This window comes from Bacillus sp. FSL M8-0166 (assembly GCF_038008825.1).
GTDB lineage: Bacteria > Bacillota > Bacilli > Bacillales > Bacillaceae > Bacillus > Bacillus safensis.
The window spans coordinates 3197859-3215256 of the sequence record NZ_JBBOZZ010000001.1 but is presented as its reverse complement, the minus strand read 5'-3'; the positions used below and the strand labels follow the sequence as shown (position 1 = coordinate 3215256).

The following is a 17398-nucleotide window of genomic DNA, read 5'->3' as shown; positions in this document are numbered from 1 at the left end:
CGCTATGAAAAAATATCTTATTCTCATCCTGACTCTCTCATTGTTCATGCTTTCTGCCTGCTCACTTGAACCCCCGGAGTGGGCCAAGTCATCAAAGGATGGCAAGAAAAAAGACATCAAAATTGGGCTGTCGATCTCGACGTTAAATAACCCATTCTTCGTTTCTCTGAAAAACGGTGTGACAAAAGAAGCGAAAAAGCTTGGCATTGAAGTCGTGATTGCAGATGCACAAAATGATTCAGCTAAACAAACAAGTGATGTAGAAGACCTTATTCAGCAAGGCGTCGACGCATTGCTCATCAACCCAGCGGATTCATCTGCCATATCAACCGCTGTCGAATCAGCAAACGCTTCAGATATACCTGTCATCACATTAGACCGCTCAGCCGAAAGTGGAAAGGTAGAAGCACTTGTCGCCTCAGATAACGTCAAAGGCGGTGAAATGGCAGCTAAATTTATCATCGACAAGGTTGGCAAAGGAGCAAAAGTCGCTGAATTAGAAGGCGTACCAGGCGCTTCCGCTACACGTGAGCGTGGAAAAGGATTCCATCAAATAGCAGATAAAGATCTAAAAGTGACAGCAAAACAAGCTGCTGACTTCGACCGGACAAAAGGACTGAATGTCATGGAAAACCTCCTTCAAGGAAACCCTGACATCAAAGCCGTTTTCGCCCACAATGATGAAATGGCTCTTGGCGCACTAGAAGCGATTCAAAGTTCTGGGAAAGACATTCTTGTCGTTGGCTTTGACGGAAACGAAGATGCACTCAGCTCGATCAAAGCAGGAAAGCTCTCTGCAACAGTTGCGCAGCAGCCAGAGCTGATCGGTCAACTGGCAGTCGGCGCTGCAAACGACGTATTAAAAGGGAAAAAAGTACAAAAGAACATCGCAGCTCCACTCAAACTAGAACAGAAGAAATAAACAGAAAACCCCCGATTTCCCTCGGGGGTTTTTCCTATTACTGTGGTCTTTTCAGCACAAATGACGTGCCTAAATGAGCATAATCATTACCTGCTAGGCGCGCGACTGGTTTCAGTTCATTAGTAGAAACATATCCTTTTTCTGCATCATAAACAGCCTCATCTAAATGCGCACATACAACCCGTCCAATGATATGATCGACCGTGATCTCCCCTTCATCATTTTGAAAAGTGAGATGTTTTTCCAGCTGACATTCAAAACGAATGCGTGCTTCCTTGATCCCCGGCACAGAAATGACATGACTCTCTATTTGATGAAGACCAGTTCGATCCAGTTCACTCTCTTCCCGCGGCAGCGTAGCAGCTGTTTCATTAATATCTTCTATTATGGCTTCATCACTCACATGGACGACAAACTCTTCCCTGTCAATGATATGCTGCGCAGTATCTTTCATCTGACCTTCACGTCGTCCGATAGAAACGGCAATGAGCGGCGGGTGTCCGCTGATGACATTAAAGAAACTAAATGGTGCAGCATTGACAACATTTTCTTTAGATAGACTTGTAATAAACGCAATCGGTCTTGGAACGATAGATCCAGATAATAATTTATATGCCTCTTTTCGTGACAACTGATCCATTAGCAATGTAATCAATTCAGGTACGCCTCCTTTTAATGTAACGACATCATACCATAACCCTTTCTCTATACCTCTTATTCCAGCTCGATGCGATGCAGGATATGGTGGACTAGATGAAATAAAGCAGGATTATGATTTTCACGTCTATAGGAAATCGTCCATTCCGCCAGAAGCTGTTCATCCTCAATGGACCGATATACAACATCCAGATTAAATAAACGCCGGGCTGATTTTGGAATCACTGCAATACCGATCCCTGCTGTGACAAGGCCAATGATCATTTGATATTCCGCCGCTTCCTGCACAATATTTGGAGAAAACCCGTACTTTTCACATAGCAGGATAAAGTGCTGATAAAGGGACGGCCATGATTCCTGTGATAAAGAAATAATCGGTTCATGACGGATATCTTCAATCGCGACCGTCTCTTTATTAGCCAATCGATGATTTTTTGGAATCGCAAAAATACATTCACTTTGCTTCATCAAACGACTCACTAATTCTTCATGCGGCGATGTAGGATGTAAAAAACCGATATCAATCTCACCATTTAAAAGTGCCTCTAGCTGCTGCGGAACAGAAAGCTGCTGCAGCTCAATACTGACAGAGGGATACAGCTCCCTGAATTCACGTACAACAGGGGGCAGAATATCATATGTCGCCGTTCCAACAAAACCTATGATGATTTTCCCCAGCTCTCCTCTTGCTGTATGACGGGCATGATCAACGGCTTTATCAAGCTGTTGCAGTACTCCCCGAATCTCATGTAAAAAGACCTTTCCAGCTGCTGTTAGCTCCACCACCCGCTTCGACCGGTGAAATAAAGGAAAACCCAATTCTTCCTCAAACTGCTTAATTTGCTGACTAAGTGGAGGCTGTGTCATATTCAACCGTGCGGCTGCTCTGCCAAAATGCAGCTCCTCCGCTACTGTGACAAAATACTGCAAATGTCTCAGTTCCATCCTTTCACTCCTCACACACTTATTCGTGAAACATATCAAAACCACGTTAAACATATATTGGAAAATTTATTTTATGAAATGTATAGTAAATCATATCATGAAAATATATTTTCATAAAAAATTTTACTTGCCGAAAGGAGTGCGGGGTAAATGAAATCTCAAGCACAACCCCTAACAAGACGAGGAGCAGAGTTGATTGTCGATACGCTGATTGCTCAAGGTGTGACCCATGTTTTTGCGATTCCAGGTGCAAAAATTGACGCTGTATTTGATGTATTAAAAGACAGAGGTCCAGAGCTTGTCTTATGCAGACACGAACAAAATGCAGCCTTTATGGCAGCTGCTGTCGGACGTTTAACTGGCAAACCAGGTGTTTGTCTCGTCACATCAGGTCCTGGTGCATCTAATTTAGCAACAGGTCTATTAACAGCCAATACAGAAGGTGATCCCGTTGTCGCAATCGCCGGAAACGTCATTCGTGCAGATCGTCTGAAACGAACACATCAATCACTCGACAATGCGGCATTATTCAAACCAGTCACAAAATATAGCGTTGAAGTACAAGACGTAAACAATATACCAGAAGCATTAACAAATGCTTTTCGCGCGGCACAAAAAGGGCAGGCTGGAGCAGCATTTATCAGCTTTCCACAAGATGTCGTGACAGAACACACCACACAAACACCAGTGTCTGCTCACCCTTCTCCAGAATTAGGTCCTGCACCAGATGCTCTCATCAGTTCGGCTATCGCCAAAATTCAAAATGCACACTTACCTATTGCGATTGTGGGAATGAAAGCTAGTCGTCCAGCTGCTGCAAATGCCACAAGAGCATTATTAAAAACACTTGGTATCCCATTTGTTGAAACGTACCAAGGAGCCGGCGTTCTCTCAAGAGAGCTCGAGTCTCAATATGTAGGCAGAATCGGCTTATTCCGTAATCAGCCGGGTGACCTTCTCATTGAACAAGCAGATGTCCTTTTGACCATTGGCTTTGATCCAATTGAATATGATCCGAAACATTGGAATCTTCAGCCGCAGCAGCGTCAGATCATCCATGTTGATGACATGGAGGCAGATATTGACCATTTTTATGAGCCAGCGCTTGAGCTTGTAGGCAATATTTCTGAAACCGTCAAACATCTAGCGCATGACAGTGTTCCCCTTTCTCTAAGCAAAGAGCAGATAGAATTAGTCACTGAATTACAGGAGCTATTAAGCGACATCGAAAAGACACCAGAAAGAGAAAGTCATCGATCTCACCCGCTGGATGTCATTCATACATTGAGACGTCTGATTCCTGATGACATGAAGGTCACGTGTGATATCGGATCTCACGCGATTTGGATGTCCCGTCACTTCCGCGTCTATGAACCGAACTCATTCCTAGTGAGTAACGGCATGCAAACATTAGGCGTCGCATTACCATGGGCAATTGCGGCTTCTATCATGAATCCAGATGAAAAGATTATCTCGGTCTCAGGTGATGGCGGTTTTCTCTTCTCTGCAATGGAGTTAGAAACAGCTGTCCGGATGAAAACAAACCTCGTTCACCTTGTTTGGAACGACAGCACATACGACATGGTCGCATTCCAGCAGGAAATGAAATATGACCGCACATCCTGCGTTGAATTCGGGCAGATCGATTTAGTGAAATATGCGGAAAGCTTTGGAGCGACTGGATTAAGGGTCAACTCACCTGAGGAGCTTTCAACCGTCCTTCAAAAGGGTATAAACATAGAAGGACCCGTGATTATTGATATTCCGATTGACTATCAAGACAACCCTGACCTCGCCAGTCAAAAATGGCCAGAAGTCTTTCGCAAAAAACACGCAATGAACGTCAGATAAGACTTTGATACATTACATTAAAGGAGTGAGCGGTTATGGGTATGATGCACCCAATGAATCAACAGAATGACACAAGACAGCATGACAAACAGCAAGAGGTCTATCAAGTATCGACAATGACCTCCCTGCTGGAAGCCGTATACGATGGAGATTTCTCCCTCGCGCATATTCCTGAACACGGTGATTTTGGCATCGGTACATTCAATCAATTAGATGGAGAGCTGATCGGCTTTGACGGCGCATTCTACCGGCTGCGCTCGGATGGAACCGCGACACCGGTCACCGATCAAGATTATTCACCATTCTGCTCTTTAGCATTCTTTGAAACAGATATCGTTCATCGAATTGATGCAACTATGACGTCCAAAGAGCTGGAAGAAGAAATTGACCGCATTTTACCAAGTAAAAATATCTTTTATGCGGTCCGCATTGATGGATCATTCAAAAAGGTTCAAACACGTACGGTTGAAAAACAGGAAAAACCTTATGTTCCGATGGTAGAAGCAGTCAAATCACAGCCTATTTTCGACTTCGAGGATATTCAAGGTACGATCGCAGGCTTCCGTACACCGCAGTACGCACACGGCATTGCGGTAAGTGGATATCATCTTCATTTCATTGATGATGATCGAAGTGTTGGCGGACACGTATTTGATTACACCGTTGATCAAGTCACCATCCGCATTTCTCAAAAACGCCATATGAATTTACACCTGCCAAATACGCAGGAATTCTTCCAAGCAGACATTGATCGTGCTGATCTTGCACAGCAAATTGCCAGTGCAGAAAGCAGCCCGGATCAATAAATGAAGACACCCCGATGATTCCGGGGTGTTTTTTTATGCATAAAGATGATTTATTGCACGTGATTTTTTCGTTTCGATAGTAAATGATAAATCATTCATTCTATTCGTAATAAAATATGATAGAATATCAACAGAAGAAAGGTGGTTATATGGTGTCAAAAGACTATAGCATTCCGAACCTAACATTAGACGAAAGAGATAAACAAATTTTATCCCTATTACACGAGGACGGGCGCATGTCTTATACAGATCTCGGCAAACAAGTCGGTCTGTCACGTGTTGCCGTGCAAGCCCGCATTCAGCAGCTCATTGAAGCAGGAGTCATTGAACGATTCACCGCTGTAATTAACCCCGCGAAGGTTGGCATTCATGTCTCTGTCTTCTTTAATGTAGAGGTAGAGCCGAAATTTTTAGAAGCGGTTGCCCTTCAGCTTGAACAGGAAACAGCTGTCACAAGTCTTTATCACATGACAGGACCAAGTAAGCTGCATATGCATGGCATTTTTCAACATGAACAGGAAATGGAGACATTCCTGACAAAAAAGCTATACCCGCTAGAAGGCGTTGTCAGTGTGGACTGCCAAATGCTCATTAAACGATACAAAAGCCGCATGGGCATGAAATTGTAGACAGGAGTTGAACCACTTGCAATCATATATCGAACTCATCATCGCTATGGTGCGAACCGGTATTCTCGGTTTTGGCGGAGGCCCTTCCGTCATACCGCTTATTCGCCATGAAGCGGTGGTGAAATACCAATGGATCAACGATGACGAATTCGGAGAAACACTCGCCATCGCCAATGCATTACCAGGCCCGATCGCAACGAAAATGTCAGCATACCTCGGCTATCGATTAAATGGCGTATCTGGCGCAATTGTCGCCACAGCTGCTCATATTTTACCAACATGTCTCGCCATGGTAGCACTCGTCACACTTGTCAGCGTCTTAAGCTCCTCACAAATCATTCAAAATATGATTGGCGCTGTGACACCTGTCATTGCCGTGCTGCTCGGCATCATGGCATATGAGTTTGGACAAAAAACGCTGAAAGGCTTCGGCATGATCTTCGGAATCGCTCTATTCCTTCTTGCCTTTATTGGGCTGCAGATGCTGTCCATTCATCCAGGAATCATTGTGATGATCTTTTTATTTTATGGCGCTTTTCATTTTAAACTGAAAAATCGCTGGAATCGGCCAAATAAAGAGAAAGGAGTGTCTTCATGATGCTGATTCTCTTTTTATTCTGGGCATTCTTTTTATCCAATCTATTAGGCTATGGCGGTGGCCCTGCATCAATCCCGCTCAATTATGAAGAAATCGTCAATCATTTTCATTGGATGACGAACGAAGGATTCTCCAATATGCTGGCTTTAGCCAATGCACTGCCGGGGCCTATCGCTACGAAGATTGCAGCATATGTCGGCTATGACGTTATGGGCTGGCCAGGCTTTATCGTGGCACTGCTTGCAACTGTCCTGCCGTCCGCTGTTGGGCTGATTTTATTGCTCAAGCTCATTGACCGCTTTCGTCAATCTCCCGTCGTAAAAGGCATGACCTTATCCGTTCAGCCTGTCATTGCGATGATGATGCTTTTATTAACATGGGAAATCGGCGGAGATGCAGTGAAAGCTATCGGCTGGACGCAATCGCTCGCCATTGCCGCGATCTCCTTTTTCTTGATGACCAAATTCAAACTGCACCCTGCCTTTCTTATTGTGGCTGCATTTTTATATGGCGGATTCATTCTGCCGCATTCATAAAAACCGATAACATTCACTGTTATCGGTTTTCTTTTACATATAAATTGGCGAAACTGATCTGCGCCCAATCGAATGATACTCGACCTCTGCTTGTTCTGCCGCTTCAAGTGTATGACAGTTTCGACCATCGAAAATAAGCGGCCGCTTCATCCATTTCTTATAGGACGCGAGTGGAAACGACTGAATATCCGCCCACTCTGTTAATAGACAGACCGCATCGGCATCCTTGATCGCTTCTTCAATCGTTTGAGCGAATAAGACTTGATCTGGCAGCTCGCGAGCTGCACGCCGAGCAGCAACAGGATCATATGCCACAAGCTTCGCACCTAATTGATGAAGCTCATGAGCGATCGGAATAGACGGTGCCTCCCTCACATCGTCTGTATTCGGTTTAAAGGACAGACCAAGAAGCGCAATTCGCTTCCCTTCAAGAGCTGCCCCCAGCCGCTCCTGAATATTTCGGATAAAACCTGCCCGCTGCTCATTATTTACTTTAATGACAGCCTTTAATAGTTCAAAATCATGGGACACATGCCCTGCAATTTGGACAAGTGCATTTGTATCCTTTGGAAAACAAGAACCTCCATAGCCGATGCCCGCTCTGAGAAAGGAAGAACCGATCCGCTGATCAAGCCCCATTCCCTGCGCCACCCATTCGACATCAGCACCTGTTTTTTCACAAATGGAGGCAATCTCATTCATAAAACTGATTTTTGTCGCAAGAAATGCATTTGATGCATACTTGATCATTTCAGCACTTTTACGGTCTGTTTTCACCAATGGAAGGTGGAAATCAGCATACATCTTCTCTAACTCGTCTAATACGGCTTTTGTTTCAGCCCCTATCACAAGCCGGTCCGCCCTCAATGTATCTGAAATGGCAGAGCCTTCTCGTAAAAATTCTGGGTTAGATGCAACCGCTAATGGTTCCTTCCGTCCTAATTCTTGATGGATCAACTGATCGATTTGATCCCCCGTTCCGACAGGCACCGTACTTTTCACCACAAGAATCGCACCTGACTTTGCTTTTATCCCCATCTCTTTCGCAGCCTGAAACACATACTGTAAATCAGCTTGGCCATCTGCCTGCTGCGGGGTGCCGACTGCAATCATTAACACATCTGCCCGCGGGTAGGCTTCCGCTCCATTTACGTGAAAATGAATACGTCCCTGCTCAAGATTGCGTTTCAATAGCTCTTTTAACCCGGGCTCATACATTGGGGGAGTTCCCTGTTTCAGCTGCATGACCTTTCGGCGGTCAATATCAATACACGCCACATCATGTCCTGCCTCCGCTAAACACACACCTGTCACAAGCCCCACATACCCACAGCCTGCAATCGCAATATTCATGACACCATCAGCTCCCCATACTCCTTATGCTTGTAATGACATCGTATGCCGGGAGCTTTCATTCCATTCTTAAAAGCATACAAAAACCCCCTGCCATCACTAGCAGGGGGTCACTTTTATGAAACAAGACCATTTCGAATATGAGCAATCAGATTTTCAAGCATTTCTTTTGTTGTGACATCATTTGAATTTTCACCAATATCATGAGCGTACATCAAAATCTTTAAAAATTCTTCTTGATTTAAACCCTTATTATCCATGTCTGTATCCTTTCGATTCCACTAATTTCATTATTATATGCTGTAAGGTTGGTTTATGCAATACTCTATTACATCATTCGACAGCTTTTGAAATTTATGACCATTTTCATGAAAAACTTTTTTATAAATCCCCATTGAGCTATAATAAAAGAATTGGAATCTTTTACTTGGTTAGGAGCGGATCAAATGCTTCAGCACAACATCAACGAAGAAGAAATCAAACAAACTGCCGAACAGATCAAAGAACTTCTTCCTGCAACAGATGAAAACAAACAACTCATCAAAAAAGCATTGATTACTTATAGACAGGACAGCGTATATCGGCTCAAGCAAGAGTCTGATACCGAATGGTCAGCTTATGTACATGACGTCGTGGCAGCAAAGGTTCACCTTCATGTGCTGTTTCCTGTGAGAAGCAGCTGCTCATGTCCAGCAGATGGACTTTGCAAACACATTCTTGCTGTCTTCTTTTCGCTATACGCTCAAGTAGAGAGTGTGACCGGATTTACAGAAAATTGGTCAGAAAAAGATGAACTACAGCGCAGCAAAGAACTGATTCGCCAGCACTTCCAAGTGAAGCGCCCAGACGAACAATCACTCCAAAGCTGGCTGACTTTTTTCCAAGAGGAATTTAACCTCTGGCTGAAACGGACACCAAAGCACCAGCAAACACCGCAGCATTTGTATTACGGCTATTTATCGATCCTAAAAAAACACGCACCTGCTTCACCTGAATTCAAGAGCTTATATGCGATTCATACGTCTATCGATGTATGGCTTAGGTTTCATGAGCTGATCGACCTCGGCCGGCTTGATGCCGAAAAGGACTTTTATTCCATGAATCCATATGTGGAACAGCTCATGAACACCATTTTCGATTCAGTGGATCATTTGAAGACATACGCCCTTTCCTTTTCCCTCGATCCGTTTCTTGAAAACACACCAACTGCCGTTCGCACACTTCTTCAAATCAATGGACCTTTCCAGCATGAACGAGTAGCGGTCTTTATGGAGATTTGGGGCACCATATTAAATAGAGGGAAATGGGTCAAAAAAGAAACAGAATTACTAAAGAACGCCCAGAAGAAAGAACAAACGGTTGAACGTACCATCGGGCTGATGCACATGGATTATTTACTGAAAGAAGACGAAAGCCTCTTTCAGCAATTACAGCTGCTTAATGCTGATATGCTGCCAAATGTGCTTAATTGGCTGAAGGATCTCACAAACCGAAAGGACTGGAAGCGTCTCAAGCTCTGGTATCATGAAATCACCTATATATTAGAGGAATATTGCCAGCTAGACCTTTCCTATAGAGAACTGCGGGGAGCCGTCAGTGATTTCTTCTTTTATTTAGATGCATACTTTAAGCAGACGAAGGATCATCATTTATATGAACGCTACCTCCAAATCTGTATGCCCTATGCGTTTACAGAATACAGTCAGCTATTGTATGCACAGCAGCGTTATGCAGAATGGATTGAGATTCACAGCCTTGTTGGTTTCTCCATTAGTGAACTGGAGAAGGATCTAATCAAACAGATTGCAAAAGAGGAGCCGGAAGCCCTCATTCCATCGTACCACCGTGAAATCTCACTGCTTCTCGATCAAAAGAATCGAAGTGCTTATCGAGAGTCTGTGAAAATGCTGAAGAAACTGCGCACGCTTTATCATAAAACGAAAAAAACCGCGATCTGGGAAAGGTATGTAAAGCAGCTGCAAGATTCAACAAAACGGCTGCGTGCGTTCCAAGAGGAAATGAAGAAAGGAAAATTGATTGATGACACGCCATAAACAAATTGTCATTCATGCAGAACAAACAGAAGATTTCTCTTTCACCATTTCAGCGCAAGCAGAGGACGGACACCCTGTTCCGCTTAATGAAATGAAGAGGCAGCTTTTCCAATGGCACGAATCTTCTTTCTACGGAACATTCTTAGAAGATGTCAGCTTTATTGGTACTCCTGCCTTCCTGTTAAGCCCTTGGATGACCGTTGAATTGCTAGGAAAAAATTCATTTAATACGTTTAGTCATGTGACATTAACGGATGAAACGGAACCACTGATGAAGACAGCCTCCACCATTTACGAATTCATCGAGGACGAAGATTTCGTTCCCGATTACGAGGCGTGGACAAAAGGCGAACTTCGATTTAAAGACAAAGAAGGCCTATTAGATGGCTATACGGCTGATTGGTTCTCTTTTGCTGTACAGGATTACATTCAGTATGATGATGCGTTGCAGCACAAATGGAACCGCATAACCGCACAATCGCCTGCGCTCTCATCCTTCCAAGGACATTTTTTAGATGAGCAGGATTTCCTCGAGACGATTGGCTGGATTGATGACGAGACGCCGTTCACTGTCGGCTTGCGCTTAAACGAGCCGGATTTTGACGGAGATGATTGGAAAATCGAATTGTTTTTGCGTGATAAGAAAAACAGCGACCTTCACTTTTTTGAAGGCATCCGTTCATTGAAAAGGTCTTGGCATCCGTATCAAGATAAAATTTCAAGAGAGATGGAACGATTCAGTCAAATTGTACCTTGGCTTTCTTTCACATCTGGCACCACACTCATGTCAGAAGAAGAAGCGTGGCTCTTCCTATCAGAAGCAAGTGAAACACTTGTCAATATGGGCATTGAGATTCTGCTCCCATCGTGGTGGCAAATTGTCAAAGACAGCACGATGATGTTAAAAGCAAGGATTTCTTCTACACCGCGAGGCGAATCGCATGTCGGAATGGATGCATTAATGGACTTTAATTGGCGCTTTGCGACAAACGGCATTGAACTGACAGAAGATGAGTTCAACGAGCTTGTCCAAAGCAAACGACGCCTTGTCAACATTCGAGGACAATGGATCAAAATAGACCCGACCTTCATCCAGCAAATGAAAAAGTGGATGGAGCGTGCCGAAAATGAAGGGCTTCACATGTCTGATATTTTGTCACGCGAACTGGCAGATCAAGAAGCTTCCTCTGAATCGATTCCAGAGCTATTGGACAGTTCAGCATTTGCCCATATTCAATTTGAACTTTCATCGCAATTAAGAGGGCTTGTCCACCAATTAAATGATACGCACGAGCTGCCTTCTTACGAAATGAGTGAGTCCTTCAAAGGCACACTGCGTCCGTATCAGCAGCATGGCGTGAATTGGCTATTATTTTTAAGATCTCATGGATTTGGGGCTTGTTTAGCAGATGATATGGGCCTTGGAAAAACGATTCAAATGATCGCGTATTTCACGTATTTGAAGGAGCAGGAGCAAAATGCCGCTCCGTCTCTCATCATTGCGCCGACCTCTGTTTTAGGAAACTGGCAGCGAGAGCTCGAAACATTCGCACCACATTTGAATGTTGCCCTGCATTACGGCCCAGCACGTCCACAGGGAGAGAACTTCACAAAAGCATACGAGTCAACAGATATTGTCCTGACGTCTTACGGACTCTCACATTCTGATCGTGATGAATTAACGGCAGCAAAGTGGAATACCATTTGCTTAGACGAAGCCCAAAATATCAAGAACGCCCATACGAAACAATCGAGAGCGATTAGACAGCTCAAAGGACAGCATCACATTGCCCTCAGCGGGACACCAATGGAAAACCGTTTGACAGAGCTTTGGTCCATATTCGACTTCGTCAACAAAGGATATCTCGGCAGCCTGACCGGTTTCCATAAAAAGTTCGTCCTTCCGATTGAAAAAGACCGTGAAGAAAAAAGAATTGAACAGCTGCAGCAGCTGATCAAGCCCTTCTTATTAAGACGAACAAAACAAGATGAAGAGGTCGCCCTGAACCTGCCTGAGAAACTCGAAGAAAAAGAATTCATACCGCTATCTGCTGAGCAGGCATCATTATATGAACAGCTCGTAAAAGATACATTTGAACACATGGCATCATTAACAGGGATGCAGCGAAAAGCCATTATTTTAAGTATGCTTGGCAGACTCAAACAGATTTGCGATCACCCTGCGCTCTATTTAAAAGAGAGTGGAACAGATGTGAAACTGCTGAAACGTTCGTTAAAAATGGATAAACTCGCAGAGCTGTTAAAAGCGATACATGAGCAAGGAGAAAGCTGCCTCATCTTTACGCAGTATATTGAAATGGGCAACATGATCAAGCAGCTGGCAGAAAAGATGTTTGGAGAACCGGTCCAATTTTTAAATGGCAGCCTCTCAAAACAGGAACGGGACAAAATGGTGGACCGCTTCCAGAAGAAAGAATTCAACATCTTAATTCTCTCTTTAAAGGCAGGAGGAACAGGACTCAACCTAACCGCCGCAAATCATGTCATTCACTACGATAGATGGTGGAATCCTGCTGTGGAGAACCAAGCGACAGACCGAGCTTATCGGATTGGACAAAAACGATTTGTTCACGTCCATAAGATGATCACAACGGGCACAATCGAGGAAAAAATCGATCAAATGCTCGAAACAAAACAAACATTAAATGATCAAATTATCCAAAGCGAGAGCTGGATTACAGAGCTATCGACAAACGAACTAGAAGATTTATTTACCTTAAGTGCCGCCGCTCAATCATCTTAATCACAGCAAAAAGAGGACTTTTCTCAAGCTTAATGAAAAGTCCTCTTTTTTCATTTCATATAAACGTATGCTAAATGTTCAGTTTTTTCAATGCAGATTTCACATTCATATACGTATTTAATTCACGGAAGTCCTCTCTCATTTCTCCCATTTTCATTGCAAGATTCGGTTTAATTCCCGTCACAATGAGTTCAGTACCCGTCATTAAAATCAAATCGTTCAGCTTAAAGATCGCATCTGCCACAAATGAATCCACTTCTAATAATCCGGACAGATCGACAATAAAATAATCATCCTTGGATTGAGAGATATAGGTGGAGACCGTTGAAATGATCTTATCAAATCTTGGCGCTGTTAACGTACCAATGATCGGTAACACAGAGATACCATCTTTCACCGGAACGATGGGGACAGAAATATTCAGCACTTCATCAATTGATTGCTCAAGAAGCTCCTGCTGTTCCTTCTCTTTCGTAACATCCTTTTGCAGACCAACGAAATAAAGACGTTTTCCTTCATTTTCATCAATCCAAAGAGGAGCGACACTTAACTCGTTCCAAAACATTTGTCCAGATTTTTTATAATTTTTCAGCTGAACAGTAACAGCCTCTTTGTTCTCAATGGCTGTTCTAATTTGTTTGAGAGCAATTTGCTCAGTTTCATCTCCTTGAAGGAAACGACAATTCCTCCCTAATACTTCGGGTTCTTGATAGCCTGTCATATCTAAAAAGCCCTTATTCACATATATTAAAGGATTATCAGGTAAAGACGGGTCCGTCACCGTCAGGCCAACCTGAGTATAGTCCAAGGCTTCCTTGATTAAATGCAGATTTTCGGACTTATAAGATTCCAGCGCCATTCGTTTACTCTCCTTAATTTCCTTACAAGCGGGTTTTATTCATAATTAAATTATATGATGTTCCACATCAGGTGTAAATAGAAGTGGTTCTGAATTCCTCTTTTGTAGAATGCGCTTCTTCCTATGTGATTTATACTATGACATCTGATTCATCTATTTCAAAAGGTGCCGGATCATATGCGCCACACCATGCTCATCGTTTGATAACGTGACGTGATCAGCGATTTCTTTTATATCCTGTCTCGCATTTCCCATCGCAACCCCAACACCAGCTGCTTGAAGCATCGATTCATCATTTAAACTGTCTCCTACAGCCGCTGCCCTACTTAAAGGAATACCTAGTCTTTCTGTCAGCCTTGTTAATGCCTGCCCTTTAGACGCGTCCTTTGAACCAATTTCAAAGTTATGATCAGCCGAACTGACCAATGTTACATCTGAATCATCACCAAACATATCCCATCCGTCTTTCAATCTGTCTTGAAAGAATGAAAAACCTAAGATGTTGTAAAATGAAAGCTTTCGATCCTCACGAAACAATTCTTTATATGTATCAATATAAGAAAAACCTGACTGGCTGTATTGAACTTCTGCCGCTTTCTTTAAGACATTCTGATCCGTTTCTGGATTTGCACTTTTTAAGCGGTCCAATTCAATCGCAAGAAGCTCTCTGCCGCGATTCGGTGTGAAAATGGCTTCGTTTGTAAAGACTTCATAATAATAATCACGTTCTTCAAGCCATGACAATATGTGTTTAGCCTTTTCTTCTTGTAAAGCAGCTGAATGATACACTTGTCCCGTTGGATCATGAATCACAGCTCCATTGGCACTAATCACCCATGTATTCATACCAAGCTGATCAAAAATAGACCTCACATCAAAATACGCTCTCCCTGTGGAAACGACAACCTCAATTCCATTCGCAGCCGCTTCCTTTAATGCCTGCTCGTTTTCCTGACTCACTTTGTGTTCGCTGTTCAATAAAGTTCCATCTAAATCCGTTGCGATTAATTGAATGTTTGTCATCGTTCTCTCCTTTTTTTCTTTATTTCCAACCGACATACCGTTAACAAAATCCATCATCATTATGAAATGAGTATCCACTATTTGCAAGATATGATCGGTTAAACCGCGAATAAAAGGGTATCCGGCCACGCGATATGACCGGATACACACAAAGGGGGTTCACAAGGGGACACATGACCTATACAAAGAAGCATTGGGTTCTATTACGCAGTGTTCATATGCACAAAGCAGCATCTATCAGCTTTAGCTAGAGGGGGGCTGTCAGATGATAGATGTTACCTTTGATTAGATACTTGCCTCCTTTCCTTTCAGCTACCCCTAGTCTACGGAGAAAGACCGTATGGGACAAAACATGAAAATGGCAAAATAGACCTTCAAATTCTCTATACCCTCGTTACTTTCTGTTTTTTACCGCTTGCGTATAAAACATCATCTTGTTTTGTTTGATAAAATACTTATTTTTCATAAATTGATAAAAAATATCTGAATGAATCCAATTACTAGATGGCATGTGAATATAATCAGATCCGTCCCACGCAAACCAATAAAAACAAAGCAGGCCATCATGAACCGACAGCTGAAACTCAAAGCAGTCCATTTGATCCTCGGTGACGTATTGAAACGTGAGTGACTCCCCTTCTTCCATATACACATCACAAAATGAAAGAATGTCTCCCCACGAATAAACACGTATATTACTCTCTGCCTTCTCCTCGCCTATATGTATGTTTCGCAATTGATAAGACATAAAACATCTCCTTTCACTCATGTGCAGCTAGTTCTAAGCAGGCAGCGGTTTCATTTATACAGATGTTGTATGCTATAATGATACTTACGAATAATGAACGCTTGTGAGGTGATAAATATGAAAACCTTTAGGCTGATTGATTTAAAAATTGAACTTGATCCACAGCAAGATAAAATGTCCAGCATTCCCCTTCGTGACGGTTTAATCATTAATAAAGAAGACGGTGAAAATCACTGGATGATCGAGGCACTCATTCCAAAGAAACATAGACAGGTGTTTGAGGTGCTCTTTCAGCAGCACACAGAAGTGAAAATTCTTGTGACGATCACAAAAGAAAACAACCGCCCTGTTCATCTATCTGTCCAAGTCAAAAACATCGTTGCCTTAGAAGAAAACATTTCTGTATTACTCGATGGTAAAATGATTACAAATCGTTACAGAACAGAAACTGAAGAAGTATTAAAAGACCTCGTCAAAGAGGGGCTGTCAGGAGAAAAACTACTGGATGCTTTTAAACAAAACACATAAAAAAGAGCGGGATCAGCCGCTCTTTTTCTATTGCACATCTTTAGATTGGCTTTGATTTTTCAATAAATCTCTGATTTCAGTTAGCAGAACTTCCGTTTGATCCGGCGTTTCCACAACCTCTTCTTCCTCAACCTTTTTCCGTTTTAACTTATTCAAATAACGAATAAAGATAAAAATGGAAAACGAGATAATTAAGAAATCAACCACTGTTTGAATAAAGTTCCCATATAAAATTTGAGCAGCTCCGATTTTAATGGATAATCCGCTAAAATCATGCCCTCCAATAATAATACCGACAAGCGGCATGATTAAATCATTCACAAGAGAAGTGACAATTTTGCCAAATGCTCCCCCAATGATGACACCTACAGCCAAGTCAATGACATTTCCCTTGACGGCAAACTCTCTAAATTCTTTCAGCATCCTTTATCACCTTCATCTTTTTTTGTCTAATATGACGTTTTTTTGTCAAAATTGCAAGTCCTTATCCGTTCTAACTGAACGTTTTTAAATAAAAAAGCGATTCATCCTTGATGAACCGCCAGGAAAATCATGATACTTTAGGACCGATAGAAAATGTCAGTTCTGCTTCACATGCCACTTCGCCATCTACTGTCGCTACTGCTTTTCCTTTTGCAACCGGTCCGCGGAGACGCGTCACTTCTACCTCTAAACGAAGCTGATCACCAGGCTTGACCTGTCTTTTGAAGCGGCATCCGTCAATCCCTGCAAACAAACCAATTTTCCCTTTGTTTTCTTCCTTGCCTAACATAATCACACCAAAAACCTGTGCGAGTGCTTCTACAATAAGCACACCCGGCATGACTGGGTATCCTGGGAAATGGCCATTAAAAAATTCTTCATTCACTGTGACATTTTTAATTCCAACCGCTCTTTTTTCTCCCTCAACCTCTAAAATACGGTCGACCAATAAGAATGGATAACGGTGTGGAATAATGTCTTGAATTTGCTGAGCATCAAGCATATCTTGATCTCTCCTTCTTTTCTATATCGCTGATCTTCATTTGATTCCTATAGAAGTATATTATGAATGCTGGCATTTTTCAATATTCTCCTTACGTATATGGTAAAAAATAGAATCTATCATTACCAATTGTCATCAAA

18 protein-coding genes are annotated in these 17398 nt (G+C 42.7%); 9 read left to right on the top strand and 9 right to left on the bottom strand.

The annotated features are described in order from the left end of the window. Positions 1-4 precede the first annotated feature (4 nt). Positions 5-922 carry a ribose ABC transporter substrate-binding protein RbsB gene (gene rbsB / locus NSS92_RS16605; protein ID WP_024423679.1) on the top strand — a complete coding sequence of 306 codons (918 nt, stop codon included), beginning with the start codon at positions 5-7 and terminating at the stop codon, positions 920-922. A 37-nt stretch (positions 923-959) separates the two neighbouring features. Here rbsB and NSS92_RS16600 read toward each other — a convergent pair whose 3' ends face one another. Then, positions 960-1562: a flavin reductase family protein gene (locus NSS92_RS16600; RefSeq protein ID WP_267587103.1), complete on the bottom strand. Its 603-nt coding sequence runs from the start codon at positions 1560-1562 to the stop codon at positions 960-962. Positions 1563-1636: 74 nt separating this feature from the next. Then, positions 1637-2524 (bottom strand): acetoin biosynthesis transcriptional regulator AlsR, encoded by an 888-nt coding sequence (gene alsR, locus NSS92_RS16595; RefSeq protein WP_340869352.1) that lies wholly within the window; start codon positions 2522-2524, stop codon positions 1637-1639. A 150-nt stretch (positions 2525-2674) separates the two neighbouring features. Between alsR and alsS the strand changes: the two genes are divergently transcribed. The 5 genes from alsS (at position 2675) to NSS92_RS16570 (ending at position 6944) form a co-directional block, all read left to right on the top strand. Continuing rightward, positions 2675-4375 (top strand): acetolactate synthase AlsS, encoded by a 1701-nt coding sequence (alsS, locus tag NSS92_RS16590; protein WP_340869349.1) that lies wholly within the window; start codon positions 2675-2677, stop codon positions 4373-4375. A 35-nt stretch (positions 4376-4410) separates the two neighbouring features. Then, positions 4411-5181: an acetolactate decarboxylase gene (gene budA / locus NSS92_RS16585; RefSeq protein WP_340869347.1), complete on the top strand. Its 771-nt coding sequence runs from the start codon at positions 4411-4413 to the stop codon at positions 5179-5181. A gap of 152 nt (positions 5182-5333) precedes the next feature. Continuing rightward, positions 5334-5810, top strand: a complete 477-nt coding sequence (locus tag NSS92_RS16580; RefSeq protein ID WP_075612425.1) for an Lrp/AsnC family transcriptional regulator — start codon at positions 5334-5336, stop codon at positions 5808-5810. A 16-nt stretch (positions 5811-5826) separates the two neighbouring features. Next, positions 5827-6408 (top strand): chromate transporter, encoded by a 582-nt coding sequence (locus tag NSS92_RS16575; protein ID WP_340869340.1) that lies wholly within the window; start codon positions 5827-5829, stop codon positions 6406-6408. Further along, positions 6408-6944: a chromate transporter gene (locus NSS92_RS16570; protein WP_024423686.1), complete on the top strand. Its 537-nt coding sequence runs from the start codon at positions 6408-6410 to the stop codon at positions 6942-6944. The genes NSS92_RS16575 and NSS92_RS16570 overlap by 1 nt, the downstream gene beginning before the upstream one ends. 33 nt (positions 6945-6977) lie before the next feature. On the opposite strand, the gene NSS92_RS16565 is transcribed toward NSS92_RS16570, so the two are convergent. Beyond that, the gene (locus tag NSS92_RS16565; protein WP_340869338.1) at positions 6978-8297 is read right to left on the bottom strand and encodes a UDP-glucose dehydrogenase family protein; all 1320 of its coding nucleotides are present in this window, start codon (positions 8295-8297) and stop codon (positions 6978-6980) included. A gap of 116 nt (positions 8298-8413) precedes the next feature. Continuing rightward, positions 8414-8557, bottom strand: a complete 144-nt coding sequence (locus tag NSS92_RS16560) for a hypothetical protein (RefSeq protein ID WP_003214884.1) — start codon at positions 8555-8557, stop codon at positions 8414-8416. A 186-nt stretch (positions 8558-8743) separates the two neighbouring features. Between NSS92_RS16560 and NSS92_RS16555 the strand changes: the two genes are divergently transcribed. Together NSS92_RS16555 and NSS92_RS16550 are read left to right on the top strand one after the other, a co-directional pair. Continuing rightward, a complete protein-coding gene (locus NSS92_RS16555) occupies positions 8744-10351 on the top strand; it encodes an SWIM zinc finger family protein (protein ID WP_340869335.1) in 1608 nt (535 codons plus the stop codon). Beyond that, positions 10338-13115, top strand: a complete 2778-nt coding sequence (locus tag NSS92_RS16550) for a DEAD/DEAH box helicase (protein ID WP_340869333.1) — start codon at positions 10338-10340, stop codon at positions 13113-13115. Before NSS92_RS16555 ends, NSS92_RS16550 begins: the two co-directional genes overlap by 14 nt. Before the next feature lie 70 nt (positions 13116-13185). Here the strand turns inward: NSS92_RS16550 and NSS92_RS16545 are convergent, their stop codons facing one another. From NSS92_RS16545 to NSS92_RS16535, 3 genes are all read right to left on the bottom strand, one after another. Then, complete coding sequence (locus tag NSS92_RS16545; RefSeq protein ID WP_251219992.1) at positions 13186-13974, bottom strand: PAS domain-containing protein; 789 nt, start codon at positions 13972-13974, stop codon at positions 13186-13188. Between the two features lie 153 nt (positions 13975-14127). Beyond that, the gene (locus tag NSS92_RS16540; protein ID WP_340870060.1) at positions 14128-14988 is read right to left on the bottom strand and encodes a Cof-type HAD-IIB family hydrolase; all 861 of its coding nucleotides are present in this window, start codon (positions 14986-14988) and stop codon (positions 14128-14130) included. A 403-nt stretch (positions 14989-15391) separates the two neighbouring features. Continuing rightward, positions 15392-15745, bottom strand: a complete 354-nt coding sequence (locus NSS92_RS16535; protein ID WP_340869328.1) for a hypothetical protein — start codon at positions 15743-15745, stop codon at positions 15392-15394. 117 nt (positions 15746-15862) lie between these two features. Here NSS92_RS16535 and NSS92_RS16530 point away from each other — a divergent pair, with 117 nt between their 5' ends. Then, positions 15863-16273, top strand: coding sequence for a YwpF-like family protein (locus NSS92_RS16530; RefSeq protein ID WP_024423692.1), 411 nt, complete (start codon positions 15863-15865; stop codon positions 16271-16273). A gap of 27 nt (positions 16274-16300) precedes the next feature. Here NSS92_RS16530 and mscL read toward each other — a convergent pair whose 3' ends face one another. Both mscL and fabZ read right to left on the bottom strand, forming a co-directional pair. Beyond that, on the bottom strand, positions 16301-16696 hold the full coding sequence (gene mscL / locus NSS92_RS16525; protein WP_024423693.1) for a large conductance mechanosensitive channel protein MscL: 396 nt from the start codon (positions 16694-16696) through the stop codon (positions 16301-16303). Positions 16697-16823: 127 nt separating this feature from the next. After that, the gene (gene fabZ / locus NSS92_RS16520) at positions 16824-17258 is read right to left on the bottom strand and encodes a 3-hydroxyacyl-ACP dehydratase FabZ (RefSeq protein WP_012011512.1); all 435 of its coding nucleotides are present in this window, start codon (positions 17256-17258) and stop codon (positions 16824-16826) included. Positions 17259-17398: the final 140 nt, after the last annotated feature.

Bases quoted from the DNA above. Each gene is read 5' to 3' on its own strand.
- NSS92_RS16545 (WP_251219992.1), bottom strand. From the start codon at position 13,974: ATGGCGCTGGAATCTTATAAGTCCGAAAATCTGCATTTAATCAAGGAA.
- NSS92_RS16530 (WP_024423692.1), top strand. From the start codon at position 15,863: ATGAAAACCTTTAGGCTGATTGATTTAAAAATTGAACTTGATCCACAG.
- NSS92_RS16560 (WP_003214884.1), bottom strand. From the start codon at position 8,557: ATGGATAATAAGGGTTTAAATCAAGAAGAATTTTTAAAGATTTTGATG.
- NSS92_RS16555 (WP_340869335.1), top strand. From the start codon at position 8,744: ATGCTTCAGCACAACATCAACGAAGAAGAAATCAAACAAACTGCCGAA.
- NSS92_RS16565 (WP_340869338.1), bottom strand. From the start codon at position 8,297: ATGAATATTGCGATTGCAGGCTGTGGGTATGTGGGGCTTGTGACAGGT.
- rbsB (WP_024423679.1), top strand. From the start codon at position 5: ATGAAAAAATATCTTATTCTCATCCTGACTCTCTCATTGTTCATGCTT.
- NSS92_RS16550 (WP_340869333.1), top strand. From the start codon at position 10,338: ATGACACGCCATAAACAAATTGTCATTCATGCAGAACAAACAGAAGAT.
- budA (WP_340869347.1), top strand. From the start codon at position 4,411: ATGGGTATGATGCACCCAATGAATCAACAGAATGACACAAGACAGCAT.
- NSS92_RS16570 (WP_024423686.1), top strand. From the start codon at position 6,408: ATGCTGATTCTCTTTTTATTCTGGGCATTCTTTTTATCCAATCTATTA.
- mscL (WP_024423693.1), bottom strand. From the start codon at position 16,696: ATGCTGAAAGAATTTAGAGAGTTTGCCGTCAAGGGAAATGTCATTGAC.
- NSS92_RS16600 (WP_267587103.1), bottom strand. From the start codon at position 1,562: ATGGATCAGTTGTCACGAAAAGAGGCATATAAATTATTATCTGGATCT.
- fabZ (WP_012011512.1), bottom strand. From the start codon at position 17,258: ATGCTTGATGCTCAGCAAATTCAAGACATTATTCCACACCGTTATCCA.
- NSS92_RS16535 (WP_340869328.1), bottom strand. From the start codon at position 15,745: ATGTCTTATCAATTGCGAAACATACATATAGGCGAGGAGAAGGCAGAG.
- alsR (WP_340869352.1), bottom strand. From the start codon at position 2,524: ATGGAACTGAGACATTTGCAGTATTTTGTCACAGTAGCGGAGGAGCTG.
- alsS (WP_340869349.1), top strand. From the start codon at position 2,675: ATGAAATCTCAAGCACAACCCCTAACAAGACGAGGAGCAGAGTTGATT.